The organism is Actinoplanes ianthinogenes (assembly GCF_018324205.1).
GTDB lineage: Bacteria > Actinomycetota > Actinomycetes > Mycobacteriales > Micromonosporaceae > Actinoplanes > Actinoplanes ianthinogenes.
The window spans coordinates 4,282,488-4,303,899 of sequence record NZ_AP023356.1 but is presented as its reverse complement, the minus strand read 5'-3'; the positions used below and the strand labels follow the sequence as shown (position 1 = coordinate 4,303,899).

Sequence of the window (21,412 nt, the reverse complement as noted above, 5' to 3'; positions counted from 1 at the left end):
CCGACGTCAATTATTGGCCCCCGCCATTGACGGGCGATGTCCCCCTGGCGTTATTGTTCTCGCATTGCGTGGGAGAGAACCTGTGTTCGGGAGGATAACGGCGCGTGGCCAAGCAGATCATTCACAAGCTGGTCGATGACATCGACGGCACCGAAGCCGACGAGACTGTGAAGTTCGCTCTCGACGGTATTCAGTACGAGATCGACCTCTCGGAGAAGAACGCCGCGGAATTGCGGGAGGTCTTCGCTCCCTACCTGAGCGCCGGCACCAAGGTGGCCCGTGGCGGTGTGGTCGTCGGCGGCCGTGCGGCGCGTGGTCGTGGCGGCGCGGCGGCGGACCGGGAGCAGAACAAGGCGATTCGGGAGTGGGCCAAGAAGGCCGGTTACGACATCTCCGACCGCGGGCGCATCCCGCAGGAGATCGTCGACGAGTACCACTCGAAGGGCCCCGGCCGGGCCTGAGCTACTCCCGAAGAGGGCGTACCGATCATCGGTACGCCCTCTTCGCGCTCTCCGCACCGTTATCCACAGGCGCTATCCACAGGCACAGGCCGGTTGTCCACAGGCTGTGGACCGTGGGGATTTCGCTGTGCGCGTACACGTTCGGGTGGGGGAAGAGCCGCTGAGCGTGCGAAGTTGGCTATATCAACGTTGCGGACGGTTTCGAGGGGCTCCGAGGGCCCAGCGGATCCTCCCGGCGGCGATAGAGTTACAGCACGGGCATCACCGATGCCCGTGCGCTGGCCCCGCCAGTTGTTGAGACAGGTTCAGCATGGGCGCACGGCACGTGAGGAGCACGAGGGCATGTTCGAGCGGTTCACCGACCGAGCGCGACGGGTTGTCGTCCTGGCCCAAGAAGAGGCCCGGATGCTCAACCACAACTACATCGGGACGGAGCACATCCTTCTCGGCCTGATCCACGAGGGCGAGGGTGTCGCCGCCAAGGCTCTGGAGAGTCTGGGCATCTCCCTGGAGGGAGTCCGTCAGCAGGTCGAGGAGATCATCGGCCAGGGCCAGCAGGCACCGAGCGGGCACATCCCGTTCACGCCGCGGGCGAAAAAGGTGCTGGAGCTGTCCCTGCGTGAGGCGCTCCAGCTGGGCCACAACTACATCGGCACCGAGCACATCCTGCTCGGCCTGATCCGCGAGGGTGAGGGCGTCGCCGCCCAGGTCCTGGTCAAGCTCGGCGCCGACCTGAACCGGGTCCGCCAGCAGGTGATCCAGCTGCTCTCCGGTTACCAGGGCAAGGAGCCGGCCGCCGCGGGCACCGCCACCGGCGAGGCTGCTCCGTCCACTTCGCTGGTCCTCGACCAGTTCGGACGCAACCTGACGCAGGCCGCCCGGGAGGGCAAGCTCGACCCGGTCATCGGCCGGGAGAAGGAAATCGAGCGGGTCATGCAGGTGCTGTCCCGCCGCACCAAGAACAACCCGGTGCTGATCGGCGAGCCGGGCGTCGGCAAGACCGCCGTCGTCGAGGGCCTGTCCCAGTCCATCGTCAAGGGCGAGGTGCCCGAGACGCTGAAGGACAAGCAGCTCTACACCCTCGACCTGGGCGCGCTGGTCGCCGGCTCGCGTTACCGCGGTGACTTCGAGGAGCGCCTGAAGAAGGTGCTCAAGGAGATCCGCACCCGCGGCGACATCATCCTGTTCATCGACGAGATCCACACCCTGGTCGGCGCGGGCGCCGCCGAGGGCGCGATCGACGCCGCCTCGATCCTCAAGCCCATGCTGGCCCGCGGCGAGCTCCAGACCATCGGCGCCACCACCCTCGACGAGTACCGCAAGCACCTGGAGAAGGACGCCGCGCTCGAGCGCCGCTTCCAGCCCATCCAGGTCGGCGAGCCGTCGCTGGCGCACACCATCGAGATCCTCAAGGGCCTCCGCGACCGCTACGAGGCGCACCACCGGATCAGCATCACCGACGCCGCCCTGGTGGCCGCCGCGACGCTGGCCGACCGGTACATCTCCGACCGGTTCCTGCCGGACAAGGCGATCGACCTCATCGACGAGGCCGGCGCGCGGATGCGGATCCGCCGGATGACCGCGCCGCCGGACCTGCGCGACTTCGACGAGCGCATCGCCCAGGTCCGCCGGGACAAGGAGTCCGCGATCGACGCGCAGGACTTCGAGCGGGCCGCGCAGCTGCGCGACAAGGAGAAGCAGCTGCTGGGCCAGAAGGCGCAGCGGGAGAAGGAGTGGAAGGCCGGCGACCTGGACGTGGTGTCCGAGGTCGACGACGAGCAGATCGCCGAGGTGCTGGGCAACTGGACCGGTATTCCGGTCTACAAGCTGACCGAGGAGGAGACCTCGCGGCTGCTGCGCATGGAGGACGAGCTGCACAAGCGCGTCATCGGCCAGGAGGACGCGGTCAAGGCGGTCTCCAAGGCGATCCGGCGGACCCGGGCCGGGTTGAAGGACCCGAAGCGGCCGTCCGGCTCGTTCATCTTCGCCGGCCCGTCCGGTGTCGGTAAGACCGAGCTGTCCAAGGCCCTGGCGGAGTTCCTGTTCGGCTCCGAGGACGCGCTGATCCAGCTGGACATGTCCGAGTTCCACGACCGGTACACGGTGTCGCGGCTGGTCGGTGCCCCTCCCGGGTACGTCGGTTACGACGAGGGCGGGCAGCTGACCGAAAAGGTGCGGCGCAAGCCGTTCAGCGTGGTGCTGTTCGACGAGATCGAGAAGGCCCACCCGGATGTGTTCAACACGCTGTTGCAAATCCTGGAGGACGGCCGGCTGACCGATGGTCAGGGCCGGATCGTGGACTTCAAGAACACGGTGATCATCCTGACCACCAACCTCGGCACCCGGGATGTGGCCAAGGCGGTGTCGCTGGGCTTCCAGGCCTCGGAGGACACCGAGAGCAACTACGACCGGATGAAGGTCAAGGTCAACGACGAGCTCAAGCAGCACTTCCGGCCGGAGTTCCTGAACCGTATCGACGACACGATCGTCTTCCACCAGCTGCGTGAGCAGGAGATCCTGCAGATCGTCGACATCTTCACCTCGCGCATCGAGGGCCAGCTGAAGAACAAGGACATGGGCCTCGAGCTGACCGACAACGCCAAGAAGTACCTGGCGAAGAAGGGCTTCGACCCGGTCCTGGGCGCCCGGCCGTTGCGCCGCACGATCCAGCGCGAGCTGGAGGACACCCTGTCCGAGCAGATCCTGTTCAACGAGCTGCGCCCCGGCCAGATCGTCGTCGTCGACTGCGAGGGCGACCCGGCCAACGTCGAGAAGTCCAAGCTGGTCTTCCGCGGAGCCGAGAAGGCGAGCGCCGTGCCCGACGCGGTGCCGGCCGACCTCGGAGCGGCCACCGGCGAGGAGTGACGCGCTGAGCACCACCGGCCCGGCCCTCATCGAGGGCCGGGCCGTGTCATACCCGGGTACGACTCGCGGATGAGGACCGTGGGGTGATGCGGCCGATCCGGCCCGATCCATAGCTTCCGATGCATGAACGCGCATCGCATCGGACAAGCCGTCCTCTACAGCGCCGGCCTCACGCCGGTCAGCGCCGCGAGCCTGGGGCTGCTCGTCGCCGGCCGACCGGCGACCGCGGACCGTCTCGCCACCGGCTGGCAGAGCCGCCTCGGCCCGCCGCCCGAGCTGCGCGGCCGGTTCCTGCCGGTGGCCGCCAACGCGGTGATGGGCCTGCTGCTCGGCCTGCTGACGCTGATCCCGCTGGCCGTCGAGGTGATCGTGGTGGCCCGGGGTCTCTTCTACGGATGGGTCGATCCCGGTCCCTACGACACGTCCTGGGGTGGTCCCAGCCGCGGCGGCGCCTGGCTGGTCCACTTCCTGATCAGCATCCCGATCGCGGCGGCCGGGATCGCCGCCCTGATCGGGATCGCGGCCCTGCACCGTCGCTGGACGGCCCGGCTGGCCGGCGAGCCGGGTGGCGCGTGGGTGCTGCCGGTCGCGATCCTCTGCGTGGCCGCCGAGGTGGCCTTCTTTATTGCCTGGCTGCACCAGATCTGACCGTCGATGATGGGCGGATGCGCGAGATCCGGGCGGTCTACGACGACCACACCATCACCGTCTATCAGGCGTACTCGCCGGCCATCGCGGTGCCGGCGGTGCGGGCCGGCCGGTTCGTGCCGCCGTTCAAACGTGACCGGATGACCTGGATCAAGCCCAGTTTCCTGTGGATGATGTACCGCTGCGGCTGGGCCACCAAACAGGGTCAGGAGCACGTCCTCGCGGTCTCGATCACCCGGGCGGGCTTCGACTGGGCGCTGGCCAACGCCGTGCGGAGCGGCTACAAGCCGGGTGAGTATCCGAGCCGCGCCGACTGGCAGCGGGCGCTCAAGCAGGCGCCGACCCGGGTGCAGTGGGATCCGGAACGGGACCTGCGGTTGCGGGAGTTGCCGTACCGGTCGTTGCAGCTGGGCATCGGCGGGGTGGCGGTGGATCGCTACGTCGACGAGTGGATCACCGGGATCACCGACGTGACCGGCCTGGTCCGGGAGATCCGGGGGCACCTGGACGCGGGTGACGACGACCGGGCGGCACGACTGCTGCCGCCCGAACGCGTTTACCCGCTATGACAATCGATGGACCTCGCCACGCGGCGCGTCGCCGGCCAGCACGAAGTCATCCGCGCCCAGCGCCTGCACCAGACCGTCCTCGACCAGCCCGGCGAGCGCCCGGGCGCGTTGCACCTCGTCGGTCCAGACCACGTCCAGGCGCTGCCGGGGGACCGGCCCGGTGGCGTGCCGCAGCACCTCCAGCAGCAGGCCGCGGACCTGCCGATCGGTGCCGGCGTAACGCTGCGGCTTGCGGCTCGGCCCCTCCGGCAGCGGCAGGCCGGTCAGCCGCCACGCGCAGACGTCGTGGAACGGGCAGTCCACGCACTTCGGCGCGCGGGCGGTGCAGACGATCGCGCCCAGCTCCATGAACGCGATGCTCGCCCGGGCCGCGCGGGCCGGCTCCTCGGGCAGCAGCTCCGCCATGGCGACCAGGTCGGCCGTGGTGGTCGCCGGGCCCGCGTCCGGCTTGCCTTCGACGACGCGGGAGACGACCCGGCGTACGTTGGTGTCCACCACCGGGTGACGCTGACCGTAAGCGAACGTCGCGACCGCGCGTCCGGTGTACGTCCCCACCCCGGGCAGCGCGAGCAGTTGGTCGAGATCGTCCGGCACGATCCCGCCGTGCCGCTCCACGATCGCCTGGGCGCAGGCGTGCAACCGCATCGCCCGCCGGGGGTACCCGAGCCGGCCCCACATCCGGATCGCCTCGGACTGCGGCTCGGCGGCCAGGTCGGCCGGGGTGGGCCAGCGGGTCATCCAGGATCGCCAGGCGGGCTCCACCCGGACCACCGGGGTCTGCTGGAGCATCACCTCGCTGACCAGGACACCCCAGGGAGTGGTTTCCGGTTGGCGCCACGCGAGATCGCGGGCGTTGGCGTCGTACCAGTTGATGGCTTCGTCGGCGAGAGTCATAGCAGGACCTACTGTAAGTGGGTGCATGAGCTCGCCATCACCGTCATCGGGCCGGACCGGACCGGCATCGTCGCCGACGTGGCCGAGGCGCTCGCCGCGGCCGGCGCCAACCTGACCGACTCGACGATGACCCGGTTGCGCGGACACTTCGCGATGACCCTGATCTGCACCGGGACGCCCGCCGCGGAAGCCGAGGCGGCGCTGGCCGGGATCGGGCTGCTCACCTCGGTGCGCGAGGTGGAGCCGGAGGCCGCCGCCACGACCGGCGAGCCCTATCTGGTCAGCGTGCACGGCGCGGACCGGCTGGGCATCGTCGCCGCGGTCACCCGCGTGGTCGCCGCGGCCGGCGGCAACATCACCGACCTGACCACCCGCCTCACCGGGCCGCTCTACGTCCTGGTCGCCGAGGTGGACCTGCCACCCGGCCGGGCCGACGAGCTGACCGAGCAGCTCGCGGTGGCCGGCGCCGAGCTCGGCGTCGAGGTGACGTTGCGCCGCGCCGAGTCGGAGCTTCTGTGAGGGCGGTGGTGACCGCGCCGGCCAGTGTCCTGAGCACGGTCGCCGCGGAGGTGGACCCGGCCGACCCGGAGATCGTCGAGCTCGCCGACGAACTGGTGGCCATCATGCGGGCCTCGCCCGGGTGCGTCGGGCTGGCCGCCCCGCAGATCGGCGTCTCCGCGCAGGTGTTCTGCGTGGACGTCACCGGGCACCCGAAGGCGGCCACCACGCACGGCACGTTCGTGCTCTGCAACGCCAAGGTCCTGGAGGCGAGCCGGTGGCGGCCCGGGCGGGAGGGCTGCATGTCGGTGCCCGACCTGACCGGTGACGTGAAACGGGCCGGCCGGATCGTGGTGGCGGGGCTGCGGCCGGGCACCGGCGAGGCGGTCACGCTGACCACCGACGCCTTCGAGGCCCGCGCGTTGCAGCATGAGATCGATCACTGCGCCGGAAAGCTGTTCCTCGATCGGGTGGCCGGTGCGCACGCGATCTACCAGCGCAAGGTCTATCTCTAACGAGCGTTCCTCAAGTTGGTGTCGGTTGCCCGGCGCGTCGTGCCCTTCATCCACGGGTCGATGGGTTTACGGTGGGCCACATCATGCGTGCGACGGTTGGTCCCCTCCCACCCGCGGTCTACTGGCGGCGGCGTGCGGTCGTGCTCGGCGCCCTGCTGCTGGGCATCATCGTGTGGTTCGTGGCGTGTTCCCATGAGGACGACAAGACGCCGAACACCAAGAACGCGTCATCGTCGCTCCCGACACCGGCCCCGGCCAAGACGTCGGCCACGGCGTCGCCCGCCCCGTCCGGCCTGCTCGACTCGGCGCCGCCCGGTGGACAGTCCTACCCGGACCCGGATGCCGTGCAGTCCCAGGGGACGTTGCCCGGTGGCGATGGCAGCGGCCTGCTGCCGACCACCGGGAGCATCAACGGGACCGGGAGCAACACCAACGTCAACGAGCCGGCCGACGGTTCCTGCGCGGACGCCGAGATGCTGGTGACGCCGGTGCCCGCGGCCACCACGATCAAGCGCGGCGTGCCACTGGCGATCACCTTGAAGATCAAGAACGTCGGTACGCGTACGTGCACCCGTGACGTCGGCGCCGACCCGCAGGAGCTCTACCTCGACCAGGGCGCGCAGAAGGTCTGGTCGTCGGACAAGTGCAGCACGGCCAAGGGCAGCGACGTTCAGTCGTTCGCGCCCGGCGCCGAGCGCGAGTGGAACATCACCTGGAACGGCCGCCAGTCCAGTGCGTGCAGTGGTTCCGTCGCCGCCGGTCCGGCCCCGGAAGCCGGGCAGTATCAGCTGCGCGGCCGCCTGGACCAGATTCTCAGCAAGCCGGTCACCCTGACCATCACGGCCTGATCAGCGGTTGGTCGCGGCGCTCGAGCTGTACCTGGACGTCGACGCCACGCGGCGGGTCCGGACGCTGTGGCGTGCCCTGGAAGCGGAGGGGATCCCGACTCTCGGGTCGCTGCACCAGAAGCACCGCCCGCACATCTCCCTCGCGGCCGCCCGGACGATCGACCCGGTGGCCGCGGCCGCGGCGCTCGACGGGCTGGCTGTGGGCCGTGGGATCACCGTGCAGATGGATTTCGTCGGGCAGTTCGTGGGCCGGGTGCTCTGGCTCGGCGTCACCATGACCGGGGAGCTGCTGGACCACCATCGCGCGGTGCACGAGCGGCTGGCCGCCGGCGGGGTGGAGATCTGGGAGCACTATCAGCCGGGACGCTGGGTGCCGCACTGCACCGTGTCGCTGCGGGTGCCGAACCCGATGATGGCCCCGGCGATCCGCCGCTGCCTGGAGATCCTGCCGCTGTCCGCGACGGTGACCGGGGCGGCGATCGCCGACCACGCGAACGACATCGCGCATCCCCTATGACGAAGCGGAGGCCGTGTGCCCGGCCTCCGCTTCGACTCAGGCTTGCTCAGACGGTGTGGCGACCTTTGCGCACCTGGCGTCCGGCGATCAGCAGGCCACCGCCGACCAGCAGGAAGCCGATCGCGTACCAGATCAGCTGCATCGAGTCGGAGCCGGTGAGCGCGAGGGCGGGCTCGGTGCTGGTGCTCGGGGTGGGCGTGGCGGGGGTGGTCGCCACCGGGGCGGCCGACGAGGGCGACTCGGTGACCGGCGCGGTGGTGGGCTCAGTGGTGGGAGCCGTCGTGGGCGCGGTCGTCGGGGCGGTCGTCGGCGCAGTCGTCGGCGCGGTGGTCGGAGCCGTCGTGGGGACGGTCGTCGGCGGCGTGGTGGGCGGCGTCGGCTTGACGCAGTCGGACGGCTTGGTCCAGGTGCCGGTGCTGGTCGTGAACGTGTTGTCCCGGACCGTCACGGTCGTCCCGGCCGGGGCGGTGCGCTCGGCCGACTGACCCGGCCGGACCCGGATCCACTTGCCGTCCAGCGTGAAGACCGCGTCCACCTTGGCGTCCACGGCGTTCGCCATCCGGATGTGCAGGGTGCCGGCACAGTCGCTGGCGAAGGTCACCGCGGGCCGCGGCGAGCAGACGCCCTCACCGCCGTTGTACCAGGCCGCACGACCGCTGGACCGGCTGCCGATACCGGCCGACGAGCCGAGCTTGGCGTTGCCGTACTGGGTGGTGCTGCCGGTGATCTCGTTCAGGATCGAGGCGCCGAAGACCGTGTCGACCTGGGTGAAGCAGCCGGGCACCTGCACGTCCAGCGAGACGCTGCGGTGCCCGGCGTCGATCCGGCCGGTCTTCGCGTCGTAGACGAACTGCGGGGTGGCGTAGGTCTTCTTCGGCGCGGTGTAGGAGACCAGCGAGAAGTCCTGCGACTCGCCGGCACACAGCGGCTTCACCGCGGTGATCACCGCGGTGCCGCCGGGGCCGTCGAAGCTGTGCGTGTAGGTCGCGTCGGCCGCGCTGACGCACGACTCGTAGGCGGTGCCGGCATTGGCGGCCGGCGAGATCCCGGCGAACGCGGCGGTGGCGACGGCGGCGCCGCCGAGAATGAGCATGATCCGGCGCAAGGCGGATGCCCCCAACTCTGCAATCGGGTAGGGGGCGGTCTCACCACTGACTCCCCGGGCCGCCACGCGGTGACCGATTCAGCTCGGCCCGGATCACGATCTCCCCAAAACTGGGTGCACGCGGCGGTTCGTCCGCGGCGGAGATCAGGCTAGGACGTGGCTTAGCGTAACGGAAGACCCCATCACGCTAAGTAGCGTCGACCGTCGAGGAATCGCGCCGGATCCGTCCGCCGCGCGCGCAGGATGCGATGAAAAGTCCGAAAAAATAACTGCCGACTTCACAAGCTCGTGCCATCCGTGACACAGGGTCATGGCGGCCGCGGCAACAGAATCCCCCGAAAGAGGGTGGATCGCTTGCGGTTTCAGGCCTTTTCGGTACGCCGAATCAGACGTAACGCTCGAGTATCGATGCCTCGGCGAGCCGGGACAGCCCCTCCCGCACTCCGCGAGCCCGCGCGTCCCCGACGCCCTCGACCGCCTGGAGATCCTCGACCGTCGCCCCGAGCAGCCGTTGCAGGCTGCCGAAGTGGTCGACCAGCCGGTCCACGATCTGCGCGGGCAGCCGCGGCACCTTGGCCAGCAGGCGGAACCCGCGCGGCGACACCGCGGCGTCCAGCGCGTCGGAGGCGCCCGGGTAGCCGATCGCCTTGGCCACCGCGACCAGGTCGATCATCTCGGTGGCGGTGAGCAGGTCCAGCTCGACCAGCGCCTCGTCCAGCGTGCGTGCCTTGCGCCCGGTCGGCAGGTAGTCCCGGATCACCAGGGTGCGGTCCGCGTCGACGCCGGCCATCAGCTCGTCCAGCTGGAGGGCGAGCAGGCGGCCGTCGGTGCCCAGCTCCACCACGTAACCCGAGATCTCGTCGGCGATCCGGCGGACCATCTCCAGCCGCTGCACCACCGCGACCGCGTCCCGGACCGTGACCAGGTCCTCGATCTCCAGGGCGGAGAGGGTGCCGGACACCTCGTCGAGCCGCAGCTTGTAGCGCTCCAGGGTGGCCAGTGCCTGGTTGGCCCGGGACAGGATGGCGGCCGAATCGTCCAGGACGTGCCGCTGCCCGTTCACATAGAGCCCGATGATGTGCATCGACTGGCTGACCGAGATCACCGGGAAACCGGACTGCTTGGCCACCCGCTCGGCGGTGCGGTGCCGGGTGCCCGACTCCTCGGACGGGATGGACGGGTCGGGCATCAGGTGCACCGCGGCCCGGACGATCCGGGTACCGTCGCTGGAGAGCACCACGGCGCCGTCCATCTTGCACAGCTCGCGCAGGCGGGTGGCGGAGAACTCCACATCGAGCGGGAAGCCGCCGGTGCAGATCTGCTCGACGACCGCGTCATAGCCCAGCACGATCAGCGCGCCGGTGCGGCCGCGGAGGATCCGCTCCAGACCGTCGCGCAGCGCGGTGCCGGGAGCCATCAGGGCGAGGTTGGCCCGGATCGGATCGCTGGCGCCCCCGGTGAGGCCGATGCCGGTCAACGGGGCCACCGCGCGGTGACCCGCGCCGTTGACGCCGGGGCGCGGCGTTGAACTGGCGGCGGACTTGGAACCATCGCGGTCGAGCGGCACCGGTACAGTCTACGAACCTTCATCACGGGCAACGAGGCATGGTTCGATGAATGCTCCGTAGCGTGATGAATCGTCACTCTCGGTCACCGGCCGCTGTGCTCGGCTGAGGCCCGTGCCGCGTTCTGCAACGCCGAGCGCAGGTCGCCGACCTCGATCACCTCCATGCCCTTGGGCGCGCCGGCCTCACCGTTGAGACTGCCCGGCGGCACCAGGGCCACCCGGAACCCGAGCCGGGCCGCCTCGGCCAGCCGCCGGCCGATCGCGCTCACCCGGCGGATCTCCCCGGTCAGCCCGACCTCGCCGATCGCCACCAGGGTGGGCGCCATCGCCAGATCGAGCCCGCCGGACGCCACCGCGAGGGCCATCGCCAGGTCGGCGGAGGGCTCGGTGAGCCGGATGCCGCCCACGGTGGCCGCGAACACCTCCCGGTTGTACAGCTTGATCTGCTTGGTGCGGCGCTCCAGCACGGCCAGCACCATGGCCAGCCGGGCGCTGTCGAGACCGGACACCGTGCGCCGCGGTGAGCCCTGCACCTCGGCCCCGATCAGCGCCTGCACCTCGGTGACCAGCGCCCGCCGGCCCTCCATCGCGACCGTCACGCAGGTGCCCGGGACCGGCTCCTGATAACGGGTCAGGAACAGGCCGGACGGGTCGGGCAGGCTGCTGATCCCGCCCTCGTGCATCTCGAAACAGCCCACCTCGTCGGCCGCGCCGAACCGGTTTTTCACCCCGCGGACCAGGCGCAGCGACGAGTGCTTGTCACCCTCGAAGTGCAGCACCACGTCGACCAGGTGCTCCAGCACCCGGGGACCGGCCACCTGACCGTCCTTGGTGACGTGACCGACCAGGACGGTGGCGATGCCCCGCTCCTTGGCGATCGAGACCAGGGCCGCGGTGACCGCCCGGACCTGGGTGACGCCGCCGGGCACACCCTCGGTGCCGGGGGCCGAGACGGTCTGCACCGAGTCGAGCACCAGCAGACCCGGCTTGACCGCGTCGAGGTGGCCGATGACCGTCCCCAGATCATTCTCGGCGGCCAGGAACAGGCGCTCGTGCAGCGCGCCGAGCCGCTCGGCCCGCAGCCGGACCTGGCTCACCGACTCCTCGCCGCTGACCACCAGCGACGGTGTGCCGGCCCCGGTGGCCCACTGCTGGGCCACGTCGAGCAGCAGCGTCGACTTGCCCACCCCGGGCTCACCGGCGAGCAGCACCACCGCGCCGGGGACCAGGCCGCCGCCGAGCACCCGGTCGAGCTCGCTGACGCCGCTCGGCACGGCTCGGGCGGGCGCGGCGCTGATCTGCGAGATCGGCCGGGCCGGCTCGCTCGGCATGCGGGAGCTGACCACCCGGCCGGAGACCCCGACGGACACCGTGGACTCGATGATCGAGCCCCACTCGCCGCACTCCGGGCAGCGGCCCAGCCATTTCGGTGGCTGGTGGCCGCAGGCGTCGCAGACGTAGGCCGGCCGGGCTGCCTTGGAACTGGTTCGCGAGGATGTCACCCGGCCAAGTTAGCCGCCGGGTATGACAACGTCACTCGTGCTCGGAGTTCTCACCCGTCGCGCCGGGCGCCCGGGAGGCCGCGGTCACCGGGATCGCGACCGGCGCCTGGATGTGCAGGTCGGCCGCGCCGGTGCTGAAGTGGAGCACGAGGTTGACCTTCTCACCCGGCCGCAGGTTGTCGCTCAGGCCGACGACCTGGAGCTTGTTCGCGTCGGTCGGGCGGAACAGGGCCTGGCCGAGCGGCGAAAGCTTGATCTGCGCAGCGGTGACCACGGGGGTCGGCGTGGCGGCTGGCGTGGCCGAGGCGGCGGGCTTGCCCGAGGCCGACGCGGCCGGCTTGCCCGAGACCTCGGGGACGGCGGTCCCGGTCGGCGCCGGGGTCGGGGTGGTGACGAAGCCCACCTGCTTCGCCGAGACCACCTGCGGCTGGTCGGTCGGCTCGCTGGTGATCGAGACCGTGACGTCTTCCTCGGACTGGTTGTAGAGGCTCAGCTCGAGCGGCGCGTTCTCACCCTTGGCGTAGCCCTGGATGCCGTTGTACGTGATCTGCGCGTTGCGCACGAACACGGCGCCGTCGACGGACTGCGCGTTCACCCCCGCGATCGGGGTGACCAGCTCGGCAGTCTCGGCAACCTGGCCGGCCGAGCAACCGGCCAGCGCGATGGCACCGACGGTGGCGACACCCGCGACCAGGGCGGCGCGACGGGTTACCAGCGAGCGCATCACGATCCTCCAAATAGCGACACCAAGGTGTGTGATCAGCCTAGTGGGCGGTAATCCGCCGCGTGCGCCGACCCATCCATCCGGCCGCAGTGGATCACACCACCGGTCCGCTGGAGATCAGCAGGAGGACGTCGATCAGGGCCACCACGATCACCGCGCGGAACAGCGCCACCGGCCGTCCCCGGGTGCGACCGGCCAGGTACCAGCCGATCGGCAGGAGCACCACGGCCGCCGCTCCGGCCAGCCAACCCGTCCAGGAAGGCGGTCCGGGTGGCCCCAGGACCAGGGTCACCGTGGCACCCAGCAGCAGTGCCGCGGCGGCCAGCCGGGAGCCGCGCGCCCCGATCCGATGCGGCAGGCCACGCACCCCGGTCGCCGCGTCGTCGGCGAGGTCCGGCAGCACGTTGGCGAAGTGCGCCCCGGCGCCGAGCAGCCCGGCCGCCAGCAGCAGCCAGGCCGGTGGCGCCGGATGCCCGGGCAGCGCCACCACCACGAACGCCGGCAACAGCCCGAACGCCACCAGATAGGGCAGCACGGAGAACGGCGTCGACTTCAGCGGCCAGTCGTAGAGCAAGCCGACGAGCGCGGCCACGCCGATGGTCACCGCGGCTGCCGCGCCGAGCGGAATCGCCACCACAGGCGCGGCCAAGGCCGCGATCAACCCCGCAATTCCTACGGTACGACGAGAGACCGCGCCCGCCGCGACGGGTTTGTCCCGCCGGCCGGTCTGCCGGTCCCGGTCCGCGTCCAGCCAGTCGTTCACCCAGCCGACGGCGAGTTGGGTGGCCGCCACCGCGAGCGCCACGCAGAGCAGGCGCCGGCCACGGTGCCCCGCGCCGGCGGCGAGCAGGGTCATCGCCAGGGTCACGGCGGCGCCCGGTTCCGGATGGGCGGAGCGCAGCAGGGCGAGCGCACGGGACATGGTGAGCAGTCTGCGTCCCGTGGTGACTGTCCGGCCACCGTTCCTCATGCGACAGCAGTCACCCACCGGGGCGGCCCGTCCCACTCGGCGGCTGTCCGTAGGTCCAATGCCGTCCGGTCTGGCCCGCCGGCTCGCCACGGTTTCGATGACCTCGGGTCTGGCCCGGCGCCTCGTCCACGGTTGGGATGCCGTCCGGTCTGACCTGGCGTCTCGTCCACGGTTGGGATGCCGTCCGGTCTGGCCCGGCGTCTCGTCCACGGTTGGGATGCCCTCCGGTCTGACCTGGTGCCTCGTCCACGGCTTCGATGGCGACGGGTCCTGCCGGGCGTCTGTCCACAGGTTCAACGGCGATGGGTCCTGCCGGGCGGGTTGTCCACAGGTTCAATGCCGTCCGGTGGTGCCTCGGCGGAGATCGTGCCAGTCTCGATCACATGTTGTCGATGCGGCGTAACGATCCGTGCCAGTACGACGACCTGGCCGACGAGTGGTGGCGCCCGGGTGGCCGGTTCGAGCTGCTGCATTGGCTCGCGGCAGCCCGCGCCGAGTTGATCCCGCGGCCCGCCGAGCCCGGCCGGATCCTGCTGGACGCCGGCTGCGGCGGCGGCCTGCTCGCCCCGCACGTCCGCGACCTGGGCTATCGGCACGTCGGCGTCGACCTGCGCCGCTCCGGCCTCACCCGCGCCGCCGAGCAGGGCGTCTCCCCGGTCGGCGGCGACGTGGCCGCGCTGCCGCTCGCCGACGCCGCGGCCGACGTGGTGGTGGCCGGCGAGATCCTGGAGCACGTCCCCGACCTGAGCGCGACGGTCGCCGAGCTGTGCCGGGTGCTCCGCCCGGGCGGCACGGTGGTGCTCGACACGCTGAACGCCACCGCGCTCAGCCGCTTCATCGCGGTCACCCTGGGGGAGCGGTCCGGGGTTGCGCCGGTGGGACTGCACGACCCGGCACTCTTCGTCACGCCGACCCGGCTGCGCGCCGAGTTCGCCCGCCACGGCGTCCGCCTGGCCGTCCGCGGCGTGCGACCAAGCCTCCCCGGCCTGATTCGCTGGCTGACCTCCAGCCGTGCCCGGCCCGGTCGCCCGCTCGGCCGCATCCTCCCCACCTTCTCCACCGCGGTCCTCTACCAGGCCCTCGGCCACAAACCCGCCCCCGCCGCGCCTACCGGCACCACTCCCAGCGCCCCCGTCGACACCACCGCGGCCGACACCATTCCCACCGGCCCGACGGCCACGGCGCTGAACGGCACCACTCCCACGGCGCTTACCAGCACCACCACTCCCGCCGTGCCTCCCGGCACCCCTCGAACGGCTGCCGCAGCTACCACTCCTACAGCGCTTACCGGCACTACCCCCGCTCCTACCGACATCTGGCGAACCACTCCCGCCGGCATCAGCGCCACCGCGCCTACCCGCGCTGTCCCCGCCGCTTTCAGCCGCGCCGCCCCGGCTGCCTCCGGCCGCGCCCGTCCCGCATCTGGCCGCGCCGCCCCGGCTGCCTCCGGCCGGGCCGCTTCCGCATCCGGCCATGCGGCTCCCTCGTCCGGCCGCGCCGCCCCGGCTGCCTCCGGCCGGGCCGCTTCCGCATCTGGCTATGCGGATCCCGCGTCCGGTCGGGCCGTTCCCTCGTCCGGCCGCGCCGCCCCGGCTGCCTCCGGCCGGGCCGCTTCCGCATCCGGCCCTGCGGATCCCGCGTCCGGCCGGGCCGTTCCCTCGTCCGGCCGCGCCGCCCCGGCTGCCTCCGGCCGGGCCGCTTCCGCATCCGGCCATGCGGCTCCCGCATTCGGGCGTGACGGTGAAGGCAGCCGCTACGCCCTCAGGGCGGGAAGCCGTGGCGTCGACCACCCGGGCAGCAGTGAGGAGCGCTCGGCGAGGGACCGTGCCGAGCACCCAGCGGCGGCCTTGGTGGCCGCGGATCGTGACGGCAGGTGACCATGGTCGGCGCGGTGATCAGCGGGCTGGGGGTGGCGTTGCCGCCCACGGCGGTGCAGGACGAGTTGTGGGAGGGCTTCTTCGCGCGGCACTACGCGGGTGGTCGGCGCGGTCTGGCTCAGCGGATCTTCGCGAACTCCGGGGTGGTCACCCGGCAGGCCGCGGTGAGCCCGCTGCTGGAGGACGTCTCCGAGTGGTCCACCGAGCGCCGGATGCGCCGCTACCAGGACGAGGCGGTGCCGTTGGGCCGGGCCGCGGCGAGCCGAGCGCTGGCCGACGCGGGGATCGCCGCGGCCGATTTGGGACTTTTCGCAGTCTGCTCCTGTACCGGTTATGCCACGCCCGGGCTGGACATCCTGCTCGCCCGCGATCTGGCCATGTCACCGAACGTGCAGCGGCTCTTCGTCGGGCACATGGGTTGTTACGCCGCATTGCCGGGACTGGGCGCGGCGAGCGACTTCGTGGTCGCCCGCGGCCGCCCGGCGCTGCTGCTCTGCACCGAGCTGACCAGCCTGCACATGCAGCCCGCCGGATCCGGCGCGCCGGACGTCCAACAGATCGTCTCGCACGCCCTCTTCTCCGACGCCGCGGCCGCCGTGGTGCTCACCCCGGCCGCCGCGCCCCTCTCCGGCCACCCTCGTCCGGACCGCTCATCCGCCGACCACCAGGTCCCGCCTCCCGTTGACGTGACGCTTCCCGCCCCGGTCCCACTCCCGGGCCACGCGACTGCGTTCTCCGGCGAGACGGCCGCGTTCTCTGGTGACGGGACCCCACTCCCGGGCCACGCGACTGCGTTCTCCGGCGAGACGGCCGCGTTCTCCGGTGACGGGACCCCGCTCCCGGGCCACGCGACCCCGCTTCCAGGCCAGGCGACTCCGCTTCCAGGCCAGGTGACCCCGCGCCCCGGCCAGGCGACCCCGCTTCCAGGCCAGGCGACTCCGCGTCTCGATCAGGCGACTCCGCGCCCCGGTCGCGCGTCCCCGCTCCCCGACCAGGCGACCCCGCGTCTCGGCCAGGAGGCGGTTCCCGCCCAGGCGACGGCATTCCCCGGCCAAGTGACTGAGTTCTCCAGTGATGGGACCCCGATCCCCGGCCAAACCCCGCTCCTCGGTGACGCGACTGCGCTCGAGGGTCGGCCGGGGTCGCTTCCGGGGTATGTGGTGCGCGAGGTTGCGGCGGTCACTGATACCACTACGGCGGGGCACATGACCTGGGAGGTGACGGATCTCGGGTTTCGGATGGGGCTGTCCCCGGAGGTGCCCGCGGTGCTGTCCGTGCACGTCCGGGCGCTGGTTGGCGACCTGCTCGGGCGGCACGGGCTGAGCATCGGCGACGTGGACGGGTGGGCCGTGCACCCCGGTGGTCCGCGGATCCTCGACGTGGTGCAGGAGCGGCTGGGCCTGGGCGAGTCGGCGCTGGCGGCTTCACGGGGAGTGCTGTCGACGTACGGAAATTGTTCGTCACCGACCGTGCTTCTGATCCTGGACGCTCTGCGTCGGGCGGCGCAGCCGCCGCGCAGGGTGGTGATGCTCGCCTTCGGTCCCGGGCTCACGCTTTACGGCGCCCTGCTCGAGTTCTCTACAGTCGCATCGTGAGCGGCGAACGGGACAACCGCACCATAAGCGGCGAACGGGGACGCGGGGTGGTGCTGCGCGTGGCGGCCGCGCTCCTGCTCGTCGTGGGTGCGGGCTGGTGGTGGTCGGCGCGGCCCCGGTCGGAGGCTGATCCGCGGCTGCTGACCTGGCGGCTTGCCGCCGAGCAGCTGTTGCCGGAGACCGGGGACCAGGAGACCGCGGAAACTCTCGTGCTGGCCGCGGGCGCTGATTATGCGAAAACTGATGATCTGGACGGAGGGGCGTTCCTGATCTCGGTGGTCTGCGCGGGGCCGGACGACAGTTCGGTCCGGGTCAGTCTCGGCGAGGGCGAGGAGGACTCCGGGCGTGGCCTGCGCTGTTCAGGCTCCCGGACGCCGGAGGTGTTCAGCGTCGGCGTCGGCAGCCGGTTGCATCTGCGGGTCGTGGTGGATCAGGCCGGGCCGATCATCTTCCGATACACCCTCGAGCGGAGTGCCCAGGGCTAGATGCGGGCCAGGTCGGCCTCGAACGCGGCGACCGACACGACGTGTTGACACACGCGGAGCACGTCGCCGGCCTTGTTGACCACGAAGGTGGCGGCGCTGCCGTCCCGGGCGCTGGTCAGGCCGGCGCGTTCGCGCAGGTGACCGGTCGGGTCCTGAAGGTAGAGCACGGTCTTGCCGTCGGCGCGTGGGGTCTGGGCCGGTGCCAGGCCGCCCTGCGAGGCGGTGGCCGACGGGGCCGTGGTCGAGACGGCCAGAACCGACACATCCTGCCGGACCGCGGCGACGGTCTCGGCGATCAGTCGCTCGCAGTCGCAACCGTCCGTGATGATGACCACCATCGGTCTGTGCGCCAGGAGGGGCACGGCCTGACCGTCGGCGCCGATCAGATCGAGCGCCGGAAGAGTCTTGGCCGGGGTCGTGGTGGTGTCCGAGGTGCGCTGAGTGGCCGGCTGCCGAGGCGTCCCGGGCCAGGCCGAGGCGAACAGGCTGGCCACCGTGACCAGGATCGCCATCGAGACGATCAGGACCGGCGCGCGCAGCAACAGGGCGCCTGCCCGGCGCAGCCGGCGGACCGCGGGCCGGCGGGCGAACCGCTGCCAGCGGTTGGGCGGCGGAGCCAGGTGCAGCTCGGCGCGCACCGCCTCGACCTCGTCGGACAGCTCCGACAGGTCGTCCGGGATGACGATGACGCCCCACTCCTCAGGAAGGTCGGGCAGGTCGTCGGAAGAGCCGCCGTCGGGCGGCGGCCAGCCGCCGTTGTCGCTCGCGCCTGCCATGACTCACCTCCCCCCTGGCCGACCAGATCTTGCTTCGGTCGGGGAACTTCCGTCCAGCGTCTCGCACGCTACGCCGCATCGCCAGTGGTGTCGTGGCATGGACCTCAGCGATACGCTTGATCTGGCAAAGCCGTCAGGGTCCGGAATTCCCGACTCGTTGGCAGAGTCCGTGACGTCTCGGTCACTTTGAGTTACTTAGGCAGCTTCCTGCTTTGCTGTCAAGCGGTAGAAAGCCCCGTCACAGGGCCTCTGAGCTGCACTAACAGTGACCGTCAGGGCGAGACACCGTCGCCTGGGCGTGTTACCCTAGACACAGCGAAAGGGGTTTCGAACCTATGGTTTTCAGTGTCGGCGAGACCGTTGTTTACCCCCACCACGGGGCCGCACTCATCGAGGCAATCGAGACTAGGGTCATCAAGGGCGTTGAAAGGCAGTATCTCGTTCTGCGTGTCGCCCAGGGCGATCTGACGGTTCGGGTGCCCGCTGAGAACGCCGAGGAAGTCGGCGTGCGCGAAGTGGTTGGCGAGGAAGGCCTGGGCAAGGTCTTCGACGTCCTCCGCGCTCCGCACACCGAGGAGCCGACCAACTGGTCGCGGCGCTACAAGGCCAACCTGGAGAAGCTCGCTTCCGGTAACCCGCTCAAGGTTGCCGAGGTTGTTCGTGACCTCTGGCGTCGCGAGCGGGAGCGTGGTCTCTCGGCAGGCGAGAAGCGCATGCTCGCGAAGGCCCGCGACATCCTGGTCGGCGAGGTGGCCCTCGCTGAGAAGAGCACCAAGGACGAGGCTGAGGTTCTGCTCGACAAGGTCCTCACCGAGGCCTGATACACCGACGCATCCCTCATAGCACCATGTACGCCGACCGCGACGTGACCGCGCAGCTGAATGCTCGCGGTGACGTCGCGGTCGTCGTTCCTGCCGCGGGTGCCGGTGTCCGGCTCGGTCCGGGAGCGCCCAAAGCTTTGCGCCTGCTCGACGGCGAGCCGTTGCTCGTTCACACGGTGCGCCGCCTCGCCGCGGCCCCCTCGGTCAGGATGATCGTGGTGGCCGCTCCGCCCGCTGACGTCGACGCGGTGCACTCCCTGCTCGCCCCGGTGGCCCCCGTCACCGTGGTGCCCGGCGGCGCCGAGCGTCAGGAGTCGGTGGCCGCGGCGCTGGCGGTGGTCCCGGACGAGGTCGCGATCGTGCTGGTCCACGACGCGGCGCGCTGCCTCACCCCACCGTCGGTGGTCGAGCGGGTGGCCGCGGCGGTCCGGGCCGGCGCTGACGCGGTGATCCCGGTCCTTCCGGTCGTCGACACGATCAAAGAGGTCGCCGCCGACGACACCGTGCTCGGCACGGTTGACCGGTCGGTGCTCCGGGCCGTCCAGACTCCGCAGGGTTTCCGCGCTTCGGTGCTGCGGGCTGCCCATCGAGCCGCCGCCGACCTGCACACCGATGACGCCGGCGCGGTCGAGAAACTGGGTCGGCCGGTGCTCTGCGTTCCCGGTTCGGATCTGGCGCTGAAGATCACTCGGCCGATCGATCTGGCGCTCGCCACGCATCTGCTGGCCCTTCCGGACCCGGCCGCCTGATCCTCCCGGATGCATGGCCCGCGTTTCGGGTCGCCTGGCCCCCCGAATCGGACGCCTGATCCTCCTGGATCGGGTCGCCTCACCCTTCCGGATCGGAACGCCTGGGCCCGGACCGGGGATAACTGACCCTTCCGGATCGGAACGCCTGGACCTCCGGATCGGGGATACCTGGCCCTTCCGGATCGGAACGCCTGGACCTCCGGATCGGGGATACCCGGCCCTTCCGGATTCGGACGCCAGGGCTTCCGGTTCGAGCGGTCCTTCTGACCCGGGCCTCCGGCTGACTCGGGCCTCCGGGCTTCAGCGCCACACGCCTGGACTACTCCGGCCGGGAAGCGCTGCTTCCACAGCGTCCGCCTCTCCTCGGATCCGAGACCGTTGGACCTTCCGCCGACCGCGGACGCCTGAGGCGCTCACGGGCATTAGGGTGGCGGGGTGATCATTCCGCGGGTTGGCATCGGGACTGACGTGCACGCTTTTGACGCCGGTCGGCCGTGCTGGGTGGCGGGACTCGAGTGGCCCGGGGAGCCGGGACTCGCCGGCCATTCGGATGCCGACGTTGCCGCGCACGCCGCCTGCGATGCCCTCCTCTCGGCGGCGGGACTCGGCGATCTGGGTGGCAATTTCGGCACCAGTCGGCCGGAGTGGGCGGGCGCGGCCGGGGTGACGTTGCTCGCTGAGTCCGCCCGGTTGGTGCGGGCGGCGGGCTACGCGATCGGCAACGTGTCGATCCAGGTGATCGGGAACCACCCGAAGATCGGCAAGCGGCGCGCGGAGGCGGAGAAGGTGCTTTCCGCGGCGGTCGGCGCGCCGGTCACCGTGTCCGGGACGACGGCCGACGGGCTGGGGCTGACCGGTCGCGGGGAGGGACTGGCCGGGGTCGCGGTGGCGATGGTCTACAGCGAGATGGCGACCGCGAGCCCGGCATAGCGCGACGGGCCCGACGGGCGCGACTCCGGGATTGCGCAGCGGAACCCTACGGGGTGGTAACCGTCACGGGAGCGTGGACGGGATCGTCCGGCATGATTGTGATCATGACTGTCGTTCTGCCTGGTGTGGCTCGAAGATTGATCGACAACCCGACTTACGCGGTACTCAGCACGATCAATCCGAATGGCTTTCCGCAGTCGACGATCATTTGGGTGAAGCGCGACGGCGACGACATTCTGTTCTCCACGATCCGCGGGCGGCGTAAGACCCGGAACATGGAGCGCGACCCTCGGGTGTCGATTTGTGCGTATGACCCGGCGCAGCCGTATTCCTACTGCACCATCGAGGGTACGGTCACGCTGAGCGACGACCAGGGTGACCTGATCGGCGAGCTCAGCTACAAGTACGCGAACGAGCCGTGGACCAGCGACGGACCGGAGACGGTACGGGTGGTCTGCCGGCTCACCCCGACCCATGTGATCTACAGGTAGACCGC

General features: G+C 70.9%; 21 protein-coding genes and 2 pseudogenes. 16 read left to right on the top strand and 7 right to left on the bottom strand.

Annotated features, from left to right (window positions below; genetic code table 11):
- Window positions 1-104: 104 nt before the first annotated feature.
- The 4 genes from Aiant_RS19355 (at window position 105) to Aiant_RS19340 (ending at window position 4,543) form a co-directional block, all read left to right on the top strand.
- Window positions 105-461, top strand: a complete 357-nt coding sequence (locus tag Aiant_RS19355; protein ID WP_185038159.1) for a histone-like nucleoid-structuring protein Lsr2 — start codon at window positions 105-107, stop codon at window positions 459-461.
- 342 nt (window positions 462-803) lie between these two features.
- On the top strand, window positions 804-3,326 hold the full coding sequence (locus Aiant_RS19350) for an ATP-dependent Clp protease ATP-binding subunit (RefSeq protein ID WP_212847099.1): 2,523 nt from the start codon (window positions 804-806) through the stop codon (window positions 3,324-3,326).
- 123 nt (window positions 3,327-3,449) lie between these two features.
- On the top strand, window positions 3,450-3,974 hold the full coding sequence (locus tag Aiant_RS19345) for a hypothetical protein (protein ID WP_189328176.1): 525 nt from the start codon (window positions 3,450-3,452) through the stop codon (window positions 3,972-3,974).
- Between the two features lie 17 nt (window positions 3,975-3,991).
- Window positions 3,992-4,543 carry a DUF4291 domain-containing protein gene (locus Aiant_RS19340; protein ID WP_189328177.1) on the top strand — a complete coding sequence of 184 codons (552 nt, stop codon included), beginning with the start codon at window positions 3,992-3,994 and terminating at the stop codon, window positions 4,541-4,543.
- On the opposite strand, the gene Aiant_RS19335 is transcribed toward Aiant_RS19340, so the two are convergent.
- The gene (locus Aiant_RS19335) at window positions 4,538-5,437 is read right to left on the bottom strand and encodes an A/G-specific adenine glycosylase (protein ID WP_189328178.1); all 900 of its coding nucleotides are present in this window, start codon (window positions 5,435-5,437) and stop codon (window positions 4,538-4,540) included. The two genes, Aiant_RS19340 and Aiant_RS19335, sit on opposite strands and share 6 nt — an antisense overlap.
- Window positions 5,438-5,458: 21 nt before the next feature.
- Between Aiant_RS19335 and Aiant_RS19330 the strand changes: the two genes are divergently transcribed.
- The 4 genes from Aiant_RS19330 (at window position 5,459) to Aiant_RS19315 (ending at window position 7,815) form a co-directional block, all read left to right on the top strand.
- Window positions 5,459-5,956: a glycine cleavage system transcriptional repressor gene (locus Aiant_RS19330; protein WP_189328179.1), complete on the top strand. Its 498-nt coding sequence runs from the start codon at window positions 5,459-5,461 to the stop codon at window positions 5,954-5,956.
- Complete coding sequence (gene def, locus Aiant_RS19325) at window positions 5,953-6,450, top strand: peptide deformylase (RefSeq protein WP_189328180.1); 498 nt, start codon at window positions 5,953-5,955, stop codon at window positions 6,448-6,450. The genes Aiant_RS19330 and def overlap by 4 nt, the downstream gene beginning before the upstream one ends.
- A gap of 83 nt (window positions 6,451-6,533) precedes the next feature.
- Window positions 6,534-7,298 carry an adhesin gene (locus Aiant_RS19320; protein WP_189328181.1) on the top strand — a complete coding sequence of 255 codons (765 nt, stop codon included), beginning with the start codon at window positions 6,534-6,536 and terminating at the stop codon, window positions 7,296-7,298.
- A gap of 7 nt (window positions 7,299-7,305) precedes the next feature.
- Window positions 7,306-7,815: a 2'-5' RNA ligase family protein gene (locus tag Aiant_RS19315; protein WP_189328182.1), complete on the top strand. Its 510-nt coding sequence runs from the start codon at window positions 7,306-7,308 to the stop codon at window positions 7,813-7,815.
- Between the two features lie 46 nt (window positions 7,816-7,861).
- Here the strand turns inward: Aiant_RS19315 and Aiant_RS19310 are convergent, their stop codons facing one another.
- The 5 genes from Aiant_RS19310 to Aiant_RS19290 form a co-directional block, all read right to left on the bottom strand.
- The gene (locus tag Aiant_RS19310) at window positions 7,862-8,908 is read right to left on the bottom strand and encodes a hypothetical protein (protein ID WP_189328183.1); all 1,047 of its coding nucleotides are present in this window, start codon (window positions 8,906-8,908) and stop codon (window positions 7,862-7,864) included.
- A 397-nt stretch (window positions 8,909-9,305) separates the two neighbouring features.
- A complete protein-coding gene (gene disA, locus Aiant_RS19305) occupies window positions 9,306-10,406 on the bottom strand; it encodes a DNA integrity scanning diadenylate cyclase DisA (RefSeq protein WP_425322705.1) in 1,101 nt (366 codons plus the stop codon).
- Window positions 10,407-10,570: 164 nt separating this feature from the next.
- The gene (gene radA, locus Aiant_RS19300; RefSeq protein WP_189328185.1) at window positions 10,571-11,989 is read right to left on the bottom strand and encodes a DNA repair protein RadA; all 1,419 of its coding nucleotides are present in this window, start codon (window positions 11,987-11,989) and stop codon (window positions 10,571-10,573) included.
- 31 nt (window positions 11,990-12,020) lie between these two features.
- Window positions 12,021-12,713 carry a hypothetical protein gene (locus Aiant_RS19295; RefSeq protein WP_189328186.1) on the bottom strand — a complete coding sequence of 231 codons (693 nt, stop codon included), beginning with the start codon at window positions 12,711-12,713 and terminating at the stop codon, window positions 12,021-12,023.
- 94 nt (window positions 12,714-12,807) lie between these two features.
- Window positions 12,808-13,683: a UbiA family prenyltransferase gene (locus Aiant_RS19290; RefSeq protein ID WP_425322676.1), complete on the bottom strand. Its 876-nt coding sequence runs from the start codon at window positions 13,681-13,683 to the stop codon at window positions 12,808-12,810.
- A gap of 392 nt (window positions 13,684-14,075) precedes the next feature.
- On the opposite strand from Aiant_RS19290, the gene Aiant_RS46870 reads away from it, so the two are divergent.
- The 4 genes and pseudogenes from Aiant_RS46870 (at window position 14,076) to Aiant_RS19270 (ending at window position 17,640) form a co-directional block, all read left to right on the top strand.
- A complete protein-coding gene (locus Aiant_RS46870; protein ID WP_306415808.1) occupies window positions 14,076-15,560 on the top strand; it encodes a methyltransferase domain-containing protein in 1,485 nt (494 codons plus the stop codon).
- Window positions 15,561-15,562: 2 nt separating this feature from the next.
- Window positions 15,563-16,249: pseudogene (locus Aiant_RS19280) on the top strand (type III polyketide synthase); the annotation flags it as partial.
- 447 nt (window positions 16,250-16,696) lie between these two features.
- Window positions 16,697-17,155, top strand: a pseudogene (locus Aiant_RS19275) (3-oxoacyl-[acyl-carrier-protein] synthase III C-terminal domain-containing protein); the annotation flags it as partial.
- Entirely contained in the window at window positions 17,152-17,640 is a 489-nt protein-coding gene (locus Aiant_RS19270) for a DUF6023 family protein (RefSeq protein WP_229829783.1), read from the top strand. The pseudogene Aiant_RS19275 and the gene Aiant_RS19270, both read left to right, overlap by 4 nt.
- On the opposite strand, the gene Aiant_RS19265 is transcribed toward Aiant_RS19270, so the two are convergent.
- Entirely contained in the window at window positions 17,637-18,416 is a 780-nt protein-coding gene (locus tag Aiant_RS19265; RefSeq protein ID WP_189328188.1) for a hypothetical protein, read from the bottom strand. The genes Aiant_RS19270 and Aiant_RS19265 overlap by 4 nt on opposite strands.
- 335 nt (window positions 18,417-18,751) lie before the next feature.
- Between Aiant_RS19265 and Aiant_RS19260 the strand changes: the two genes are divergently transcribed.
- From Aiant_RS19260 to Aiant_RS19245, 4 genes are all read left to right on the top strand, one after another.
- Window positions 18,752-19,237 carry a CarD family transcriptional regulator gene (locus Aiant_RS19260; RefSeq protein ID WP_014447856.1) on the top strand — a complete coding sequence of 162 codons (486 nt, stop codon included), beginning with the start codon at window positions 18,752-18,754 and terminating at the stop codon, window positions 19,235-19,237.
- A 44-nt stretch (window positions 19,238-19,281) separates the two neighbouring features.
- On the top strand, window positions 19,282-19,986 hold the full coding sequence (gene ispD / locus Aiant_RS19255; RefSeq protein ID WP_189328909.1) for a 2-C-methyl-D-erythritol 4-phosphate cytidylyltransferase: 705 nt from the start codon (window positions 19,282-19,284) through the stop codon (window positions 19,984-19,986).
- Window positions 19,987-20,421: 435 nt separating this feature from the next.
- A complete protein-coding gene (ispF, locus tag Aiant_RS19250; protein WP_189328189.1) occupies window positions 20,422-20,916 on the top strand; it encodes a 2-C-methyl-D-erythritol 2,4-cyclodiphosphate synthase in 495 nt (164 codons plus the stop codon).
- A gap of 104 nt (window positions 20,917-21,020) precedes the next feature.
- Entirely contained in the window at window positions 21,021-21,407 is a 387-nt protein-coding gene (locus Aiant_RS19245) for a PPOX class F420-dependent oxidoreductase (RefSeq protein ID WP_229829784.1), read from the top strand.
- Window positions 21,408-21,412 lie beyond the last annotated feature (5 nt).

Coding starts and splice junctions, on each gene's coding strand:
- Aiant_RS19350 (WP_212847099.1), top strand. CDS start 804: ATGTTCGAGCGGTTCACCGACCGAGCGCGACGGGTTGTCGTCCTGGCC.
- Aiant_RS19345 (WP_189328176.1), top strand. CDS start 3,450: ATGAACGCGCATCGCATCGGACAAGCCGTCCTCTACAGCGCCGGCCTC.
- Aiant_RS19340 (WP_189328177.1), top strand. CDS start 3,992: ATGCGCGAGATCCGGGCGGTCTACGACGACCACACCATCACCGTCTAT.
- Aiant_RS19335 (WP_189328178.1), bottom strand. CDS start 5,437: ATGACTCTCGCCGACGAAGCCATCAACTGGTACGACGCCAACGCCCGC.
- Aiant_RS19320 (WP_189328181.1), top strand. CDS start 6,534: ATGCGTGCGACGGTTGGTCCCCTCCCACCCGCGGTCTACTGGCGGCGG.
- Aiant_RS19310 (WP_189328183.1), bottom strand. CDS start 8,908: ATGCTCATTCTCGGCGGCGCCGCCGTCGCCACCGCCGCGTTCGCCGGG.
- Aiant_RS19295 (WP_189328186.1), bottom strand. CDS start 12,713: ATGCGCTCGCTGGTAACCCGTCGCGCCGCCCTGGTCGCGGGTGTCGCC.
- Aiant_RS19290 (WP_425322676.1), bottom strand. CDS start 13,683: ATGAGGAACGGTGGCCGGACAGTCACCACGGGACGCAGACTGCTCACC.
- Aiant_RS46870 (WP_306415808.1), top strand. CDS start 14,076: ATGCGGCGTAACGATCCGTGCCAGTACGACGACCTGGCCGACGAGTGG.
- Aiant_RS19265 (WP_189328188.1), bottom strand. CDS start 18,416: ATGGCAGGCGCGAGCGACAACGGCGGCTGGCCGCCGCCCGACGGCGGC.
- Aiant_RS19260 (WP_014447856.1), top strand. CDS start 18,752: ATGGTTTTCAGTGTCGGCGAGACCGTTGTTTACCCCCACCACGGGGCC.
- Aiant_RS19245 (WP_229829784.1), top strand. CDS start 21,021: ATGACTGTCGTTCTGCCTGGTGTGGCTCGAAGATTGATCGACAACCCG.